Annotated in this window: 14 protein-coding genes; 7 read left to right on the top strand and 7 right to left on the bottom strand. The window is 69.9% G+C overall.

Annotated elements, in window-relative coordinates:
• Window positions 1-68: 68 nt before the first annotated feature.
• From ACWPKK_RS16795 to argE, 5 genes are read right to left on the bottom strand one after another with little or no spacing between them, the layout of a single operon-like run.
• The gene (locus ACWPKK_RS16795; RefSeq protein ID WP_452006277.1) at window positions 69-1,112 is read right to left on the bottom strand and encodes a tartrate dehydrogenase; all 1,044 of its coding nucleotides are present in this window, start codon (window positions 1,110-1,112) and stop codon (window positions 69-71) included.
• Window positions 1,113-1,150: 38 nt separating this feature from the next.
• On the bottom strand, window positions 1,151-2,614 hold the full coding sequence (locus ACWPKK_RS16790; protein ID WP_452006275.1) for an aldehyde dehydrogenase family protein: 1,464 nt from the start codon (window positions 2,612-2,614) through the stop codon (window positions 1,151-1,153).
• A gap of 9 nt (window positions 2,615-2,623) precedes the next feature.
• Window positions 2,624-2,977 carry a cupin domain-containing protein gene (locus ACWPKK_RS16785; protein WP_324867797.1) on the bottom strand — a complete coding sequence of 118 codons (354 nt, stop codon included), beginning with the start codon at window positions 2,975-2,977 and terminating at the stop codon, window positions 2,624-2,626.
• Window positions 2,978-3,032: 55 nt separating this feature from the next.
• Window positions 3,033-3,956, bottom strand: coding sequence for a 2-hydroxyacid dehydrogenase (locus tag ACWPKK_RS16780; RefSeq protein WP_452006271.1), 924 nt, complete (start codon window positions 3,954-3,956; stop codon window positions 3,033-3,035).
• Between the two features lie 40 nt (window positions 3,957-3,996).
• On the bottom strand, window positions 3,997-5,121 hold the full coding sequence (gene argE, locus ACWPKK_RS16775) for an acetylornithine deacetylase (RefSeq protein WP_452006268.1): 1,125 nt from the start codon (window positions 5,119-5,121) through the stop codon (window positions 3,997-3,999).
• 306 nt (window positions 5,122-5,427) lie between these two features.
• Here argE and ACWPKK_RS16770 point away from each other — a divergent pair, with 306 nt between their 5' ends.
• Both ACWPKK_RS16770 and ACWPKK_RS16765 read left to right on the top strand, forming a co-directional pair.
• Complete coding sequence (locus ACWPKK_RS16770) at window positions 5,428-6,351, top strand: GNAT family N-acetyltransferase (RefSeq protein ID WP_452006265.1); 924 nt, start codon at window positions 5,428-5,430, stop codon at window positions 6,349-6,351.
• A gap of 36 nt (window positions 6,352-6,387) precedes the next feature.
• Window positions 6,388-7,377 carry a DMT family transporter gene (locus tag ACWPKK_RS16765; protein WP_452006262.1) on the top strand — a complete coding sequence of 330 codons (990 nt, stop codon included), beginning with the start codon at window positions 6,388-6,390 and terminating at the stop codon, window positions 7,375-7,377.
• 27 nt (window positions 7,378-7,404) lie between these two features.
• Here the strand turns inward: ACWPKK_RS16765 and ACWPKK_RS16760 are convergent, their stop codons facing one another.
• The gene (locus ACWPKK_RS16760) at window positions 7,405-8,550 is read right to left on the bottom strand and encodes an NAD(P)/FAD-dependent oxidoreductase (RefSeq protein WP_452006259.1); all 1,146 of its coding nucleotides are present in this window, start codon (window positions 8,548-8,550) and stop codon (window positions 7,405-7,407) included.
• 253 nt (window positions 8,551-8,803) lie between these two features.
• On the opposite strand from ACWPKK_RS16760, the gene ACWPKK_RS16755 reads away from it, so the two are divergent.
• Genes ACWPKK_RS16755 through ACWPKK_RS16740 form a run of 4 tightly spaced genes read left to right on the top strand, consistent with a single transcriptional unit; the run spans window position 8,804 to window position 14,551 of the window.
• Window positions 8,804-10,864 (top strand): hydantoinase/oxoprolinase family protein, encoded by a 2,061-nt coding sequence (locus tag ACWPKK_RS16755; RefSeq protein WP_452006257.1) that lies wholly within the window; start codon window positions 8,804-8,806, stop codon window positions 10,862-10,864.
• 5 nt (window positions 10,865-10,869) lie between these two features.
• Window positions 10,870-12,858 (top strand): hydantoinase B/oxoprolinase family protein, encoded by a 1,989-nt coding sequence (locus tag ACWPKK_RS16750; RefSeq protein WP_452006254.1) that lies wholly within the window; start codon window positions 10,870-10,872, stop codon window positions 12,856-12,858.
• Window positions 12,855-13,184, top strand: coding sequence for a (2Fe-2S)-binding protein (locus tag ACWPKK_RS16745; RefSeq protein ID WP_324867813.1), 330 nt, complete (start codon window positions 12,855-12,857; stop codon window positions 13,182-13,184). The genes ACWPKK_RS16750 and ACWPKK_RS16745 overlap by 4 nt, the downstream gene beginning before the upstream one ends.
• Entirely contained in the window at window positions 13,181-14,551 is a 1,371-nt protein-coding gene (locus tag ACWPKK_RS16740) for an FAD-dependent oxidoreductase (protein ID WP_452006251.1), read from the top strand. The genes ACWPKK_RS16745 and ACWPKK_RS16740 overlap by 4 nt, the downstream gene beginning before the upstream one ends.
• Window positions 14,552-14,578: 27 nt before the next feature.
• Here the strand turns inward: ACWPKK_RS16740 and ACWPKK_RS16735 are convergent, their stop codons facing one another.
• On the bottom strand, window positions 14,579-15,499 hold the full coding sequence (locus ACWPKK_RS16735; protein WP_452006249.1) for a LysR substrate-binding domain-containing protein: 921 nt from the start codon (window positions 15,497-15,499) through the stop codon (window positions 14,579-14,581).
• Window positions 15,500-15,613: 114 nt separating this feature from the next.
• Here ACWPKK_RS16735 and ACWPKK_RS16730 point away from each other — a divergent pair, with 114 nt between their 5' ends.
• Window positions 15,614-17,653, top strand: coding sequence for an oxidoreductase (locus tag ACWPKK_RS16730; RefSeq protein ID WP_452006247.1), 2,040 nt, complete (start codon window positions 15,614-15,616; stop codon window positions 17,651-17,653).
• Window positions 17,654-17,668: the final 15 nt, after the last annotated feature.

Genomic DNA, 17,668 nt, shown 5'->3' with positions numbered 1-17,668 from the left:
TGTGTTTTCCGCTGCGGGTGAATTCGAGGCGACGGGGATCAGGGCAACCGGCATCAGGGCAACCGGCATTACGACAGCGCCGACAGCACGGCGGCGGTGATCGCGTCCGTCTTGTCCTTGCCGGGAACCGTGCCGATGCCGCGGCCGGTGGTGTCGCCCAGCGCCGCCATGACGCGGTCGGCGGCGGACTTCTCCCCCAGATGGTCCAGCATCATCGCGCCCGACCAGATGGCGGCGATGGGGTTGGCGATGCCGAGATGGGCGATGTCGGGGGCCGAGCCATGCACCGGTTCGAACATCGACGGCGCCTTGCGGTCCGGGTTGAGGTTGGCCGAGGCGGCGAAGCCCAGCCCGCCCTGGATCGCCGCGCCCAGATCGGTGAGGATGTCGCCGAACAGGTTGGAGGCGACGACGACGTCAAGGCTCTCCGGCGCCGTCACCATGCGCGCCGCCATGGCGTCGACGTGATAGCTGGTGACCTCGACGTCTGGATGCTCGGCGGCCAATTGGCGGGTGATCTCGTCCCAGAACACCATCGAGTATTTCTGCGCATTCGACTTGGTGACCGAGGCCAGCTTGCCGCGCCGGGCGCGGGCCTGGGCGAAGGCGAAGCGCAGGATCCGCTCAACCCCCATGCGGGTGAAGATTCCGGTCTCCACCGCCACTTCCTGCGGCGTTCCCTGATGGATGCGCCCACCGGCGCCGGCATATTCGCCTTCCGTGTTCTCGCGGATGCACAGGATGTCGAAGCCGCCGCGGCGCAGCGGCCCCTCCACCCCCGGCAGCAGCCGGTGCGGGCGGACATTGGCATACTGGTCGAACGCCTTGCGGATCGGCAGCAGCAGCCCGTGCAGAGACACAGCGTCCGGCACCTCCGCCGGCCAGCCGACCGCACCCAGCAGGATGGCGTCGTACTTGCGCAGCGTGTCGATGCCGTCGGCGGGCATCATCACGCCGGTTTCCTTGTAGTGGGCGCAGGACCAAGGCATTTCGGTGCCTTCCAGCGCAAAGCCGGACTGCTTTGCCGTGGCCTGCAGAACCTCCCAGGCGGCGTCGACCACGGGATGTCCGATGCCGTCGCCCTTGATGATCGCAATGTTGTGGGTTTTCATCGAACGTCCCCTATCGGTTTGTACCGGTTTTCATCGAATTACAGGCCGATCAGCACGCTTTTGCTGCGGCGGTTGGCGAGATAGGCCTCGCGCCCCAGGTCCTTGCCGATGCCGGAGCGCTTGTAGCCGCCGGTCGGCAGGATGTGATCGCGCGAGCGGCCATAGCGGTTGACCCACACCGTTCCGGCCTGCAGGCGTCGGGTCAAGCGGATTGCGCGCGACAGGTCGCGGGTGTAGAGGCCGGCGGCAAGCCCGTAGGTGGGATGGTCGGCCATCGCCATCGCCTCTTCCTCGGTATCGAAGCTCTGCACGGTCAGGACCGGGCCGAAGATCTCCTCCACCACGGCGGGGGAGCTTTGATCGACCCCGGCAATCAGCGTCGGCGCGTAGAAATACCCGTCGCCGTCCATCGGCGCCCCGCCGGTCAGGCACTCCACCGGCCCGCCGAGCGAAGCGGTGACGATGGAGTGGATGCGGGCGCGCTGCCGTTCGGAGATGATGGGGGAATAGCGTGTCTTCTCGTCCCAAGTCGGGCCGGGGCGGACGGCCCGCATATGTCCCAGGATCATCTCGATCAGCGGTTCGGCCACACCCGCCTCGACCAGCAGGCGCGATCCGGCGACGCAGGCCTGACCGGCATTCGACAGCACGCTGGTGGCGATGGCGGCGGCGGCCTTTTCCAGATCGGCGTCGGCGAAGACGATCTGCGGGCTCTTGCCGCCCAGCTCCAGCGTCATCGGCTTGACGCCGCTGCGGGCGATGTCGGCCATGATCGCCGATCCCGCCGCCGTCGATCCGGTGAAGCTGACCTTGGCGATGCCGGGATGGCGGGTGATGACGGCGCCGGTGGTCGGGCCGTCGCCCAGGACGATGTTGATGAGCCCGGCCGGCAGACCGGCCTTCACCGCCAGCTGCGCCAGCAGGACGGTGGAGAAGGGCGTCATCTCCGACGGCTTCAGCACCACCGCGTTGCCGGCGGCCAGCGCCGGGCCGAGCTTCCAGCCCGCCATCGACAGCGGGAAGTTCCACGGCGTGATGCCACCGACGACGCCGTAGGGCTCCGTCATCACCATGCCGAGGCTGCCATCGTCGGTGGGGGCGAGGTCGCCGCCTTCCTTGTCGGCGAATTCGGCGAAGAAGCGGATCTGCTCGGCGGTCACCGCCACATCGCCGGCGACGAGCTGGCCGACCGGGCGGGTGGAGGACAGCGCCTCCACCTTCGCCAGGGTCTCCGCCTCCTCCTCGATCAGCGCGGCCCAGCGCTGCAGCACGGCGGTGCGCTCTCGCGGGCGCACGCCGCCCCAGTTGCTGGACTTCAGGGCGGCGTGGGCGGTGGCGACCGCTTCGTCGACGAGGTCTGGCGAGGCCACCGGGCAGTCGGCATAGGCCCGGCCATCCGATGGGCGATGCATGGGCAGCCCGTCCTCCGCCGGAATCAGGCGGTCACCGATGAAGTGCCCGATGGGCAGCGGCAGGCGGTCCGGGTCGAAGGACAGGCTCATGACGCACCCTCAATTGACGGTGATGTAGATCTTGCGGACCGTCTCGATGGTCTTCCACACGCCGGTGAAGCCCGGCTTCATGACGAAGCTGTCGCCCGCCCGGTAGACCACCGGCTCGCCACCGTCCGGCGTGATCTCGATGACGCCGGCCAGGATGTGGCAGAACTCGAAGGTCTCGCCCTTGATCGAGCGGGTTTCGCCCGGGGTGGCCTCCCAGACCCCGGTCTTGACGGTGTCGTCCTTGGCGGCGTCCTGCGCCCAGGTCTTGAAGGCGGGCGCCCCGGCGATCAGCCGTTCCGGAACCGGGGTGGACTCGCGCGGGGCGAAGGTCGGCGCGGGATCGATGGTCTTGAGCAGCGACATGGGGAAATCCTTGCGATGTGCGGCTGCGCCGCGGGGGAATAGGTCGGGCGCGGCGTCAGTAGCCGCGCCGCCGGTCGATGAGCCCGACCGGGTCCTGTCCGGCGAAATGCCGGCGGAGGTTGGTGATGACGGCCCGTGCGGCGCTGTCCGGCTGGGTGATGCTGGCGACATGCGGGGTCAGCACGATCTTCGGATGAGCCCAGAAGGGATGGTCGGGCGGCAGCGGTTCCGGGTCGGTGACGTCGACGACGGCCCCGGACAGGTGGCCGTCGTCGAGCGCGCTCACCAGCGCGGCATGGTCCAGCTGCGGTCCCCGCCCGGTGTGGACCAGCGCGGCCCCCTTGGGCAGCTTGGCGAGCAGCCGTGCGTCGAGGAAACCGCGGGTGTCCGGGGTGAGCGGGAGCAGGACGATCAGGATGTCGGTGTCGGCCAGCATCGCGTCCAACCCGTCCGCGCCGTGGTGGCACGTCACGCCGTCAAGCCGGCGCGGCGAGCGGCTCCAGCCCGACAGCGGGAAGCCGAAGGGATTAAGCCGGTCCAGCACCGCCTGGCCCAGCACGCCCAGCCCCAGCACGCCGACCCGCCGCTCTGCCGCTTGCGGCTGATGCAGGGGGCGCCAGAGGCGGTCCGCCTGCTGGGCGCGATAGGCCGGCATCTGGCGATGCAGGGTCAGCACGGCCAGGGTGGCATATTCCTGCATCATGCGGACGATGCCGTCCTCCACCATGCGCACGACCTTCACGGAGTCGGGAAGATCGGTCATGGTGAACTGGTCCACCCCGGCCCCGATGGAAAAGACCATCTCCAGATTGCGGTAGCGGGCGAGGTCTTGCGGGATGGTCCAGGTGATCAGGTAGCGGACCGCATCGGGATCGACTGTGGCCGGATCCATCGAAAAGGGCAGGTCGGGCAGCTCGCTGGCGAAGGCCTTGGCGAACACGGCGCCGCGCACGGCGTCCGAATTGAACAGGAAGGTCATGTGCGTCCCCTTGGCGATGCGCGGCCGTTGCCGGCGATGGTCAGAGGCGGCAGCGCTGGCCCAGCGCCTCGATCATCGACTGGCAGGCGTTCAGTTCCTCGACGAGGATGTGTTCGTTGGGGCGGTGCGCCCGCGCGATGTCGCCGGGGCCGCAGATGATCGCGTCCATCCCGGCGGTCTGGTACAGCCCGGCCTCCGTGCCATAGCTGACAGCGGCTAGTGGTTCCTGCCCGGTCAGCTCCTCCAGCAGGCGGGCCAGCGGCGTGCGGGCGGCCAGGAACAGGGCGGGATAGGCGCCGGTTTGCGTCCAGTCCACGGCGAAGCCCCGCTCCTCCAGCCGCGCCGCCGCCTCGCGCACCGGCTCCAGCAGGGCCGCGGGGTCGATCCCGGCGATGGCGCGGGCTTCGAATTCGGCGGTGCAGGTGTCGGGGATGACGTTCACCGCAAGCCCGCCCTGGATGGTGCCGACCTGGAGCGAGGAGTAGGGCGGTTCGAAGACCGAATCCAGCGGCCCCCGGGTCAGTCGGTCGGCCTGGGCGACGGCTGCGGTCAGCGCGTCGGCCATGGCGTGGATGGCGTTCAGCCCCTGGTCGGGGCGGGAGGAATGGCCGGAGCGTCCGCGCACGGTCAGCCGGGCCGCCGCCTTGCCCTTGTGAGCGCGGACGGCGCGCAGGCCGCTCGGCTCCCCGACGATGACGCCCAGCGGCGGCGCGCACAGGGTGGGCAGATGCGGCAGAAGATGCGGCGCGCCCTGGCAGCCGGCCTCCTCGTCATAGGTGAAGGCGAAGTGGATCGGCCGGGCCAGCGGGGCGGCGGTCAGGGCGGGCAGGGCCGCCAGCGCCGCGGCGATGAAGCCCTTCATGTCCGAAGTGCCGCGTCCGTAAAGCCGGTTGCCGTCGGCGCGCAGCTGGAACGGATCGCTGGTCCATTCGGGTTCTGTGGCCGGAACCACGTCCATGTGACCTGACAGGACATAGCCCGGCACCATCGCCGGACCGATGGTGGCGAACAGGTTGAAGCGGTCGCCCTCCGGCCCCGGCAGCACCCGGACGCGCACCCCCGCAGCTTCCAGAACGCTGCGAATCCTGTCGACGATGGCGCCGTTGGGGGTGCCGACGACGGAGGGAAAGGCGATCAGATCCTTCAGGATGTCGATCACGGTCATGACGGCCTCACCTTGTCCCGTGCTGCGTCCCGTTCTGAGGGCGCGGGCGGTCGTTGCGGTTTCGATTCGTGCGGAAAGGGGCGGCGGTCCCGGCGGCTGCGGCCCTCACGATCTTAGCCGCTGCCCGCTCCATTCCATGCTGAATGCACGGGCGATTTGGATGATTGTTGTGCCGGCCCGGCGCTCTGCGGTGATTTGTGCGGTGGTTGCCCCGGTAATCTCGGGGAGCGGTTGGTGGCTCAGGCATATCGGTTGACCCATAGGAGCACCGACTCACGCTATCGAAACTCCGGGGAGGAGGAAGCATTGAGCGAACGCGGCCTTGAAGACGGGTCGGGGGACGGTGCGTTACCGCCCTCCCTGACAATCGACGCCTTCGACGTGCGGATGGCCGACGTCGCGGATATCGACCTGGAGCGCCTGCAGGCGCTGTCGATCTCGGTCGGCTGGCCGCACCGTGCGGAGGATTGGCAGTTCGCGCGCGAGGTCGGCCACGGCTTCGTCGCGCTGGACGAGATCGACCGGGTCCTGGCGTCGGCGATGTGGTTTCCCCATGGCGACGATTTCGCGACCATCGGCATGGTCATGACCTCGCCCCGGCTGCAATCGCTGGGGGTCGGCGAATGGCTGATGAAGCGGGTGCTGTCGGCGTCGGCGGGACGGACCTACCGGCTCAACGCCACCCGGGCGGCGCTGGCGCTCTACCGCTCTCTCGGCTTCATCGGCCACCGGACCGTGTTCCAGTGCCAGGGCGAGGCCCGGCGCAGCGACCAGCCCCCCTCGGCGGAGCCGGTGCGGCGGCTGGCGGCGGCGGATCTGGCGGCGGTGACGGCGCTGGACGAGCGCGCCTTTGGAACCTCGCGCGCCGGGCTGATCGCGCGGCTGTTCGGGCAGTCGGTCGGCTATGGGCTGGAGCGTGACGGCGCGCTGGTGGCTTTCGCCCTCTGCCGTCCCTTCGGCCGCGGCCATGTCGTCGGTCCGGTGGTCGCCGGGCTGGACGAGGATGCCGTCGCCGTGGTCCGGCCTCATGTGGACGAGCATGACGGCCGTTTCCTGCGTCTGGACACCCATCTGGACGAAGGCATCTTCCCGCTGTTCGTCGCCCGGTCGGGCATGCGGATCAAGGACACGGTGCTGACCATGTCGCTGGGCGCGCCGCTGACCGATCCGGCGACACGCGGACCGGACCGCCCCATCACCTTCGCGCTCGCCACCCAGGCCCTGGGTTGAGCCGACGTCGGCTTCACGAATAAGGATTTGCCGATCATGCCGGGACAGACGCCGGATTCCTCCGCCGGCTCTCACGCCGAACCCGTGCCCGAACCCGTACCAGAACCGATACCGCCGCCATCCTCCGCCGGCATCCGCGACGGGGTGCTGCTCAGGCTGGTGTCGGCCGGGCTGTTCGTGGTGATGTCGCTGTTCGTCCGGCTGGCCACGGTCGAGGCGCCGATCGGACAGATCGTCTTCTACCGCAGCGCCTTCGCCCTGCCGCCGATCATCGCCTATCTGATGTGGCGCCGGCAATTCCCGCGGGCTTTGAAGACGCGGCAGCCGGTCGGACATATGAAGCGCAACCTGTATGGCGGCGTGGCGATGGTGCTGTCCTTCATTTCGCTGGCCTATCTGCCGCTGGCGCTGGCGACCGCGCTGGGATTCCTGGCACCGCTGCTCGCCGTGCCGGCCGCCATGCTGTTCCTGCGGGAACGGCCGGGCCCCGTCGCCATCGGTGCGGCGCTGGCCGGTTTCGCCGGGGTGGTCCTGATGCTCGCCCCCGCCTTCGACGGGCCGAGGCTGGACCATGACACCATCATCGGGGTGGCGGCCGGGCTGGCCATGGCCGTCGCGACCGCCGCCGGGCGGGTCCAGATCAAGACGCTGACCGCGACCGAGGCGCCGGGGACCATCGCCTTCTATTTCGCCCTCCTCTGTGCGCTCGGCGGCCTGGCGAGCTGGCCGTTCGGCTGGATCACCCCCACGGGCCATGCGATGGCTTACCTCGTCGGCGCGGGCATCTCCGGCGGTCTGGCGCACATCACCATGACCGAGGCGATGGCCCGCGCGCCGGTCTCCACCCAGGCGCCGTTCGACTACACGGCGATGCTGTGGGCGCTGATGCTCGACGCGCTGATCTTCTGCCTGCTGCCGTCCCCGGTCAGCCTTGCCGGAGCCTTCGTCATCGCCGCCTCGGCGCTGGTTGTGCCTCTGGCCGGCCGGTTCACCAGCCGGTCCGAAGCCCTGGAGTCTGTCCGCTGAGGTCCGCAAGCCGAGGCGGCGGCGCGGTCAGGACAGTCCCGCTTCCAGGCCGACCGGCTGGCCGGAGGTCTGGAAGCGGTCGATGCGGAAATCCTGCAGCGGCGTGTCGGTGCGCCCGGTGGCGATGATCTCCGCCATCACGTCGCCGACGCCGGGGCCGAGCTGGAAGCCGTGGCCGCTGAAGCCGAAGGCGTGGAACAGGCCCGGCGTGGTCGCCGACGGCCCCATCACCGGCAGCTTGTCGGCGACATAGCCCTCGCATCCCGACCAGGTGCGGATCACCGCCACGTCGGCTATGGCCGGCAGCAGCCGGACCAGCCCCCGCAGCTGTCCGGGCAGCCGCGACGGGTCGGCCCTGGCGTGGCCGGGGTCGAGCGCAACCGGCACACGCTCCGCCGCGCCGCCGAAGACGATGTTGCCGCGCTCCACCTGGCGCAGATAGCCGTCCCCGCCCGCGCGCGACCACATGCCCACCACCGGCAGGATCCGGTGCGGCAAGGGTTCGGTGACACCCATCTGCGGTCCGTACGCCTCCATCGGCACAGGCTCGCCGAAGCCGGCGGCGACGCGGGCCCCCCAGGCCCCGGCGGCGTTCAGCAGGCAATCGGCGGTGAAGCGGCCCTGCTGCGTCACCGCCTCGAAGCCAGAGCCGGTCGCCGACACCTCCACCGGCCCGCAGTCCTCCACGATCTCGGCCCCCAGGCGGCGGGCGGCGTCGGCGAAGGCGGGGGCGATCAGGCGCGGGTTGCCGCTGCCGTCCTGCGGAGAGAAGGATGCGGCGATGGCCCCTGGACCCAGACCTGGAAAGCGGCGGCGGATCTCCGGTGGCGACAGTTCTTCAAGCTCCAATCCCCAGGGCCGCGCGTCGGCGACGTAGCGGCGCATATCGGCCAAGCCGTCCTCGTCGAACACCAGCCGCAGATGGCCGGTGGCGCGGAACTCCACGTCGCGGCCCAGCAGCCGCTCCGCCTCGCCCCACAGCGCCCGCGACCGGTGGGCGAGCGGCAGCTGCGGCAGATAGCGCCCGCTGCGGCGGATGTTGCCGAAGGACGCCACCGTGGCGCCCGAACCGACACGGTTGCGTTCCAGCAGCGTGACGCGCAGGCCGCGCCGGGCAAGGAAGAAGGCGGCGGCCGATCCCATCAACCCGCCACCCAGCACGATAACCCTCATCGACCTCTCCCACATGCGGGCGGACGCGGCTCCGCCCCACCGATCAGGCTGCCCAGGACCGGCGGCCGGGTCAAAGACGGGTTGGGCATGGTCCCATAAGGCAGGGCTATGGGCTGGGCCATCCGGAGCCCGCATTCATAAGTCCGCCTTATGCCTCTGCTTTCATTGGGTCTTAGACCGCCCTCACTCAGCCATGTCAGCTTTTTGCCCAGCACAGGCTGATTTGCGGAAGGGAGCAAAGATGGACGGGGGCATGGGTGAGGCCGATTGGAAGGTCGGTGTCGATATCGGCGGAACCTTCATCGATTTCTGCGCGCTGGATACCCGGTCGGGCCGGGTTGCGTCGCTGAAGGTGCTGACGACGCCGGACGATCCGGGCGCGGAGCTGATGACCGGCCTGACCCTGCTGGCCGAGCGCGAGGGGATGGATCCGCGCGCCGTCAGCCGTTTCGTGCACGGGACGACGGTGGGGATGAACACGGTCATCCAGCGCAAGGGCGCTCCGCTGGCGCTGCTGACCAACGCGGGGTTCGAGGACGTGATCGAACTCGCCCGGCTGCGCATGCCGGACACCTATTCCCTGTTCTGCTCGCGTCCCGACCAGCTGGTGGCGCGCGACATGATCTTCGGCATTCCCGCCCGCATGCGGTCGGACGGTACGGAGCGGCAGGCTCCCGACAGGACGGCCGTCGCCGACGCCGTGGCGGCCCTCAAGGCCAAGGGGGCGTTGGGCGTCGTCGTCTCCTTCCTCCATTCCTGGCGCGACGGCGGCCATGAGAGCGCGGTGAAGGAGGAGATCGCCCGGCTGGCCCCCGACCTGTTCGTCTTCACCTCCGCCGAGGTCTGGCCGGTGATCCGCGAGTATGAGCGGACGACGACCGCGATCCTGAACGCCTATGTCCATCCCCGCATCTCAGGCTACCTGTCGGCGCTGGAGGAGCGGCTGGCCGGACGCGGGGTGCCCGCCCGCCCGCTGCTGACCAAGTCCAACGGTGGCGTGATGAACGCGGCGGAGGGCAAGCGGGCCTGCGTCCACATGCTGCTGTCCGGCGCCGCCTCGGGCGTCAATGGCGCGGCGTGGCTGGCCCGGCAGGCGGGGGAGCCGCGCATCCTGACGCTCGACATCGGCGGCACCTCGGCCGATTTCGCCCTCATCATCGACGGTCAGGCGCAGTTCGGCACCGGCGAGATGATCGGCGAGTTTCCGCTGCACATCCCGTCGGTGTCGGTCAGCTCCATCGGCATCGGTGGCGGATCGATCGCCAGCGTCGATGGGCAGGGGGTACTGCGCGTCGGGCCGGAATCCGCCGGATCGACGCCGGGTCCGGCCTGCTACGGCCGCGGCGGCGAATGGGCGACGGTGACCGACGCGATGGTGGTGTGCGGCTGGCTCGGCCACAGCCAGATGGCCTATGGGCAGCTGCGGATGGATGCCGACCTCGCCCGCGCCGCCGTCCGGCGGCTGGCGGACGAGCTGGGTCGCTCGGTGGAGGCCACCGCCCAGGCCATCCTCGACGTCGCCGTGTCGGAGATGTTCGCGGAGGTCGAGAAGATGGCGGCACGCGCCGGCGTGGACGTGCGGGACTTCGCGCTGATGCCCTTCGGCGGCGGCGGGCCGATGCTGGGGGTGTTCCTGGCGCGCGAACTGGGGATGCCGCGCGTCGTCGCTCCGCGTTGGCCGGGCGTGGTGTCGGCCCTGGGCGGTCTGGTCGCCGACCTGCGCGGCGATTTCGTCCGCACCCTGTTCGCCGAGCTGTCCCCCGGTTTGATGCCGACGTTGCGCGAAGCCTTCGCCGCGATGGGGGCGGAAGGGCGCGACTGGCTCGCCGCTCAGGGCCATTCCGGCGCGGCCGAGCTGATGATCGTCGCCGACATGCGCTATGCCGGCCAGAGCTATGAGATCGAGACGCTGTTGCAGCCGTCCTGGCTGGCCGGCGACGACCCCAACTCCAGCTCGGGCGCCATCGCCGCCGCATTCCACGCGGCGCACGCCCGGCTTTATGATTTCCACGACCCGGCCGGTCGCATCGAGATCGTCAACCTGCGCCTGTCGGCCATCGGCAACGGCCCGGCGCTGCACTTCCCCACCGCCCCGGAAGAGCCGCGCGCCGCGTCGGCGGAGCGGAGCGTCCCGGTCTTCACCGGCGGCGTCGTGACCCCGGTCGGGCTGTACCGCCGCGCGGATTTGCAGGCCGGCGCGCGCTTCCAGGGGCCGGCCATCGTAGCGCAAGAGGACACCACCTTCGCCATTCCGGCCGGGACCGCGGCCTGTGTCGACGCGCACCTCAACCTCCACCTGACCTTTGCGGAGTGATCGCTGTGTTTGACCGTATGAAGCTTCAGGTTCTGGCGAACCACGCGCGCTCGGCGGCCGAGAACATGGCCCACACGCTCCAGCGCACCGCCCATTCCGCCTTCGTCAAGGAGACGGAGGATTTCACCGTCATGCTGCTGAACCGCCGGGGCGAGACCTTCGGCGTGCCGATGGAGCTGGGGGCGACTTGGTATCCGGGCCTGACCTATGGCCGCGCCATCGACATGATCGAGGATTACCGGCCCGGCGACGTCGCCTTCACCAACGATCCCTATTCCGGCTTCGTCGCGACCCACGCCCCCGACACCCATCTGTGGAAGCCGGTCTTCTACGATGGGGAGATCATCGCCTGGACCGGTGGGCACATCCACAACACCGACATGGGCGGCGCGGTCCCGGCCTCGCTGTCGCGGGCGCTGACCGAAATCCATCAGGAGGGCATCCGCTTCCCGCCGATGAAGCTGGTCCGCGAAAGGGTGTTCGACGAGCAGATCCTGCGGATCATGACCACCAACGTCCGCAAGCCCGACCTGAACATCGGCGACATCAAGGCGCTGGTCGGCGCGCTGAACACCGGCGAGCGCAAGATCCTCGCCATGGTCGAGAAATTCGGCAAGACCGCCTTCCTCGACGGCGTGGACGCGCTGCTGGACCATGCCGAGGCGCAGGCGCGCGACATCCTGCGCGCGATGCCCGACGGGGAATGGGTGTTCGCCGACTACGCCGACGAGGATTCGGTCGAGGCCAACCCCTGCCGCCTGAAGCTGACCCTGAGGATCAGGGGCGACGAGGCGATCCTCGACTTCACCGGCTCGGATCCGCAGCTGGCATCCTCCCTCAACGTGCCGTCGGGCGGCGATCCCCGCCACACCATCCTGCTGGTCGGGGTCTATTACGTCCTCTACACCCTCAACCCGAAGATCCTGCTGAATACCGGCCTGACCCGGCCCTTCACCTGCATCGCGCCGGAGGGGACGGTGCTGAACCCGACCTTCCCGGCGGCGGTGGGCATGCGGTCGCTGACCTGCGCGCGGCTGCGCTCGGTCATCTTCGGCGCCTTCTCCCAGGCGGTGCCGGAGCGGCTTCCGGCGGCGCCGGCCGGCAACAACTGCATCGTCAACGTGATGACCACTGACGAGCGGACGGGCAACCGCATCATCGCCGCGGTGAACCCGGTGGTCGGCGGCGGCGGCGGCATGCCGCACCGCGACGGCACCAACGGGTCGGGAGCCGACGCCGCCTATCTGAAGAACACGCCGATCGAGATCACCGAGATGGAAACCCCGGTGGAGTTCGTGCGCTACGGGCTGGCGACCGACAGCGGCGGGGCCGGGCGCTGGCGCGGCGGACTGGCCACCCACATGGCCTTCCGCGTCTTCTCCCCCGACACCCGGATCACCGCGCGCAACCGCGACCGCGGATTCTTCCGTCCCTGGGGCGTGCTGGGCGGCCGGGCCGCGGGTCTGTCCGACATGGTGGTCAATCCCGGCACGCCGGGCGAACGGCGGCTGGGCAACATCGACACCGCGGTGCTGCAGCCGGGCGACATGCTGGACATCCGCTCGGCCGGCGGCGGCGGCCGGGGCGACCCCTTCGCGCGCGAGGCATGGCGGGTGGCCCAGGACGTGGCGCGCGGCTATGTGTCGGTGGAGGCGGCGGAGCGGGAGTATGGCGTCGTCATCCGCGACGGCGTGCTCGACACCGATGCTACCGAACGGCTACGGGCCGGCCGGACGGCACCCACCGCGCACTTCCATTTCGGACCCGAACGCGAGGGCTACGAGCGGCAATGGACCCCGGACGCCTATGATTTCCTGACGCGGACCCTGGACGGCCTGCCGATCCACTGGCGCTTCTTCGCCAAGACCGAAATCTTCGGCCGCATGGCCAGCCGCGCCGGGGCCGATGGGGTGGAGGCCGCGCTGGAAGAGGTCTATGCCCGCTTCCCCGAAATGCCCCGCTCCAAGGCCTTGGTCCGGGAGGCGGCGGAATGAGCGGGGCGGCGTTCGCCTCTCCGCAAGAACCCGGCGGCCGGCTGGTCAGGCTGGCCGAGACGGGACGGGAGCCCGTCCGCTTCCTGCTGGACGGCGTGGAGCGGGTGGCTCTGGCGGGCGATACGGTGCTGACGGCGATCCTCACCAACGCCCCGGCGCTGCGTCAGGCGGAATTCGGCCCGGAGCGGCGCGCCGGATTCTGCCTGATGGGGGCCTGCCAGGATTGCTGGATCTGGCAGGAACAGGGGCCGCGCCTGCGCGCCTGCTCCACCCCCCTGGCCGACGGCATGCGGCTGCTGACCCGGACGCGGGAGGATTGGCCATGACCGCGCCCACCGAACCGCGTGTCGTGATCGTCGGCGCCGGTCCTGCCGGGATCCGTACGGCGGAAACGCTGGCGGCGGCCGGGCTGCGCCCGACGGTGATCGACGAGGGCGCACGGGCCGGCGGACAGATCTACCGCCGCCCGCCCGACGGCTTCACCCGTCCGCCCGCGACGCTCTACGGGTCGCAGGCCGGCAAGGCGGTGGCGCTGCACGCGGCCTTCGACGGGCTGGTGGCGGCCGGCCGGATCCTCCATCTGCCGCGCCATTCGGTCGTCGCCTTGGCCGATGGGACGCTGCATGCGGTGAGCGACGGCGGAAGCCGCCGGATCGGCTATGACCGCCTGATCCTGGCGACCGGGGCGACCGACCGCCTTGCCCCGCTGCCGGGCTGGCAGGCGCCCGGCGTCTACAGCCTCGGCGCGATGCAGATCGCGCTCAAGGCCCAAGGCGTGGCGATGGGGCGGCGGATCGTGCTGGCCGGGTCGGGGCCGTTGCTGACCCTGCTGGCGACCCAACTGCTGAAGGCGGGCGCGCAGATCGCCGCGGTTCTCGACACCGCCGGCATGCGCGGCCAGATCGCCGCCTTCCCCGACCTTGCCGTCCGCCCGTCCTTCGCCCTGCAAGGGCTGGCGATGCGGGCGCGGCTGGGGCGGCTCTACCATGCCGGGATCGGTCTGGAGGGGATCGAGGCGACGGAAACCGGGGTGACGGCGGTGCGCTGGACGGATGCCGGCGGGCAATCCCGGCGGACGGCCTGCGATGCGGTCGGGCTGGGCTGGCATCTGAAGGCGGAAACCCAGCTTGCCGATCTCGCCGGCTGCCGGTTCGACTATGATGAAACCTGGGCGCAGTGGTTGCCCCGTGCCGACCGCATGGGCCGTGCCGGGGAAGGCGTCTATCTGGCCGGCGACGGCCTGCGCCTGCTGGGAGCCGATGGGGCGGAGGTGGCCGGCCGCCTCGCCGCGGCCGCCTGCCTGTCCGATCTGGGGCTGCCGGGGCCGGATGTTGCGGCCGACCTGAAGCGGCTCGGCCGGATGGAACGCTTTGCGCGCGGCATCGCCCGGGCCTTCCCCTGGCCGGCCGATCAGGTGCGCGCATTGCCCGACGACACCGTCCTGTGCCGCTGCGAGGGGATCACCGCCGGTGCGGTGCGCGAAACGGCGTCCTATGGCGGGGCGGAGGCCAACCGGGTGAAATCCCTGGGCCGCGCCGGCATGGGGCGCTGCCAGGGCCGCTATTGCCAACTGGCTGCGGCCGACCTGATCGCCGCCACCGGCGGGCTCGCCCATGCCGGAGACGTGGGACGCCTGCGTGCGCAAGCCCCGGTCCGGCCGGCGCCGATCCGCGCGTTGCTTGAGGAGGAGTGAGCGGCGGGGCGCATCGCCTCGTCGTTCTCATGCGGGCCGGGCAAGGTCGAGGCGCTCCAGGTCGTCGCGCATCACCGCGATCAGCCAGTCGCAGATCGCAGGCACCACGGGCTGCAGCGGGCGGGCTTTCGGCGCGATGAGCGAATGCCAGCGCCCGGTGCGTATTTCGCCTGAGCCGGCGCGAACCAGATGCCCTTCGCAAAGCGCGCGGGATGCGACGCTCACCCAGCCGAGCGCGATCCCCTCGCCATTCTGCGCGGCCTGCAGCGCGACCGAATAGTCCGAGAACACATCCCAGGTCCCGATGCCATCCAGACGCCCGCTTGGGTTCAGAAGCCGGCTCCAATGCGCCTTGTGCTCGTCGTTCAGGTTCAGGAAGACATGGCGTTGCGGATCGGCATCCAGGGGACCGCGCTCCGCCAGATAGGCGGGGCTGCAGACCGGCATGATGATTTCCGGCGCGAAGGGCCAGATGTGATAGCGCGGGTCGTCGGCCTCGACCACGCGGGTGGCGATGTCCACGTCGAACGGGGGCTGGCCCAGCATTCCCTGCACCAGATCCAGACGCAGTTCGACGGTCGGGAACGCCGCCTTGAAGGCGCGTAGCCGCGGCACCAGCCAATGGGTGGCGAAGGAACTGGAGAAGGACAGGGTGATCCGCGTCTTCGCCGCGCGCTGACGCACGGCATCGACCGTGCGGTCGATCGCCTCGAGACTGTCGCGCATGGTGCGGAAGATCTCGTCACCCTCGGTGGTCAGGGTAATACCGGTGGGGATGCGCTGGAACAGCCGCAATCCCAGCCGATCCTCGAGCTGCGCGATGCTGCGGCTGACGGACGGCTGGGTCACGTTGAATTCCCGCGCCGCAGCCGAAAAGCTGCCCGTCCGGGCGGCGGCCTCGAAGATGAACAGGGTTCTGGCAAGGGGAGCGATGCTGCGCAGGGCCATACGCTCAGCGTATACCTCTTGCAGGTTTTATCAAGCTTCCCGGCCCGTGCTCCACAGGCACATCCTTGGCTCATGTCCGCCCCGCCCGGGCACGCCAAGGAGAACCCCCCAGCCATGCAGATCGCGACCCAGCCGAGCTTCCAGTCGTCCGATCCCCTGCTGTCGCCGTTCCGGCTGGGCGGGCTTCTGCTGCGCAACCGCATCATCAGCACCAGCCATGCCTCGATGCTGGACGAGGGCGGCATGCCGACCGAGCGGTACCAGCGCTACCACGAGGAAAAGGCCAAGGGCGGCATCGCCATGACGATGGTCGGCGGCTCCGCCATGACCTCGCGCGATTCAAGCTGGGGCGGCGGGCAGCTCAATCTGTCGAGCGACGCGATCCTGCCGCATCTCGAGGCGATGGCGCAGCGCATCCACGGCCATGGCGCCGCGATCATGTGCCAGGTGTCGCATCTTGGGCGGCGGGCGACCGCGCTGGGCAGCGGCTGGCTGCCGGCGATTGCCCCATCGCGCGTTCGCGAAACCCGGACCCGCAGCTTTCCCAAGGAAATGGACCGCGCCGACATCGACCGCGTCATCGCCGATTACGCCGCCGCCGCGAGGCGCTGCCGCCAAGCCGGGCTGGACGGGGTGGAAACGCTGACCGGCGGGCATCTGATGGGCCAGTTCCTGTCGCCCCGCACCAATCTGCGCACCGATGGCTTCGGCGGCTCTACCGAAAACCGCGCCCGCTTCGTGCTGATGGCGCATGAGGCGATGCGCGAGGCCGTCGGCCCGGATTGCGTCATCGGCATCCGCTACGTCATCGACGAAGGGGGCGAGGACGGGCTGCATATGGACGAAAGCCTCGAAATCGCCCACATGCTCCAGCGCGAAGGCCATATCGACTTCTTCAACTGCATCTATGGCCGGATGGACAGCGACCTGCTGCTGACCGAACACAACATGCCCGGCATGTTCCAGCGCAGCGCCCCGTTCCTGGCCGAGGTGCGGCGCTTCCGCGCCGAGGTCGGCCTCCCCGTCATGCATGCGGCGGGGATCCGTGACGTGGCGACGGCGCGGCATGTCCTGCGCGAAGGCATCGCCGATCTGGTCGGCATGACGCGGGCGCACATCGCGGACCCGCATCTGGTCGCCAAGATCCAGCGCGGCGAGGAGGAGCGTATCCGGCCCTGTGTCGGGGCGTCCTACTGCCTCTATCGCAAGGCGCATTGCATCCACAACCCCGCCACGACCCGCGAAACCACGCTGAGCCACGAGGTCGCGCCCGCCGACACGCCGCGCCGCGCGGTGGTGGTCGGCGGCGGCCCGGCGGGAATGGAGGCCGCGCGCGTGCTGGCCGAACGCGGCCATCGCGTCACCCTGTTCGAAGCGGGAAGCAGGCTGGGCGGGCAGGTCCTGATCGCCGCCGGCGCCGAAGGGCGGCAGGATCTCCTGGGCATCACCGAATGGCGCCGGAGCGAGTTGGAGCGGCTGGACGTGGACATCCGCCTGAATGTCTTCGCCGAAGCCGCCGATATCCTTGCGGAGAACCCGGACATCGTCATCGTCGCCACTGGCGGCATCCCCGATCTGGACTGGCTGGATGGCGGCGAGCATTGCGCCAGCGTCTGGGACATGCTGTCCGGCCACGTCCCGGCGCAGGACGACGTGCTGGTCTATGACGGCACCGGCCGGCAGGCGGCACCCTCCTGCGCGCTGAAGCTGGCGGCGGCGGGAAAGACGGTGACCTTCGTCACGCCCGATGCCGCGGCGGCGGTCGAGATGCCGTATCAGGACACCTCCAGCTTCCGCAAAAGGCTTTACCAGCAAGGCATCACGCCCCTGGTCGATCACCGCCTGGTCCGGGTGCGCCGCCAGGGCAATCGTCTCGCCGCCATCCTGCGCAACGACATGACGGATGAGGAGCGCGTGATCGTCACCGCCCAGGTCGTGGTCGAACACGGCACGCTGCCGATGGACGGGGTGTTCCACGACCTGCGTGCCGCGTCGCTGAATGACGGGGTGACCGACATCGACCGGCTGCTGGCCGGCCAGCCTCAGGATTTGCGGCCCGGCCGCTTCGCCCTGCACCGCATCGGCGATGCGGTGGCCAGCCGCGATCTGCATGCCTCGATCTTCGATGCCTACCGCCTGTGCAGCCAGCTTTGACCACAACGGAACATG

The sequence above is a fragment of the Azospirillum largimobile genome, assembly GCF_977007025.2.
This window is presented reverse-complemented; position numbering and strand designations above follow the sequence as displayed.

What these genes read in the sequence shown, in the direction of transcription:
- ACWPKK_RS16795 (WP_452006277.1), bottom strand. Translation starts at nt 1,112, where the DNA reads ATGAAAACCCACAACATTGCGATCATCAAGGGCGACGGCATCGGACAT.
- ACWPKK_RS16735 (WP_452006249.1), bottom strand. Translation starts at nt 15,499, where the DNA reads ATGGCCCTGCGCAGCATCGCTCCCCTTGCCAGAACCCTGTTCATCTTC.
- ACWPKK_RS16780 (WP_452006271.1), bottom strand. Translation starts at nt 3,956, where the DNA reads ATGACCTTCCTGTTCAATTCGGACGCCGTGCGCGGCGCCGTGTTCGCC.
- argE (WP_452006268.1), bottom strand. Translation starts at nt 5,121, where the DNA reads ATGACCGTGATCGACATCCTGAAGGATCTGATCGCCTTTCCCTCCGTC.
- ACWPKK_RS16755 (WP_452006257.1), top strand. Translation starts at nt 8,804, where the DNA reads ATGGGTGAGGCCGATTGGAAGGTCGGTGTCGATATCGGCGGAACCTTC.
- ACWPKK_RS16765 (WP_452006262.1), top strand. Translation starts at nt 6,388, where the DNA reads ATGCCGGGACAGACGCCGGATTCCTCCGCCGGCTCTCACGCCGAACCC.
- ACWPKK_RS16790 (WP_452006275.1), bottom strand. Translation starts at nt 2,614, where the DNA reads ATGAGCCTGTCCTTCGACCCGGACCGCCTGCCGCTGCCCATCGGGCAC.
- ACWPKK_RS16785 (WP_324867797.1), bottom strand. Translation starts at nt 2,977, where the DNA reads ATGTCGCTGCTCAAGACCATCGATCCCGCGCCGACCTTCGCCCCGCGC.
- ACWPKK_RS16745 (WP_324867813.1), top strand. Translation starts at nt 12,855, where the DNA reads ATGAGCGGGGCGGCGTTCGCCTCTCCGCAAGAACCCGGCGGCCGGCTG.
- ACWPKK_RS16760 (WP_452006259.1), bottom strand. Translation starts at nt 8,550, where the DNA reads ATGAGGGTTATCGTGCTGGGTGGCGGGTTGATGGGATCGGCCGCCGCC.
- ACWPKK_RS16740 (WP_452006251.1), top strand. Translation starts at nt 13,181, where the DNA reads ATGACCGCGCCCACCGAACCGCGTGTCGTGATCGTCGGCGCCGGTCCT.
- ACWPKK_RS16730 (WP_452006247.1), top strand. Translation starts at nt 15,614, where the DNA reads ATGCAGATCGCGACCCAGCCGAGCTTCCAGTCGTCCGATCCCCTGCTG.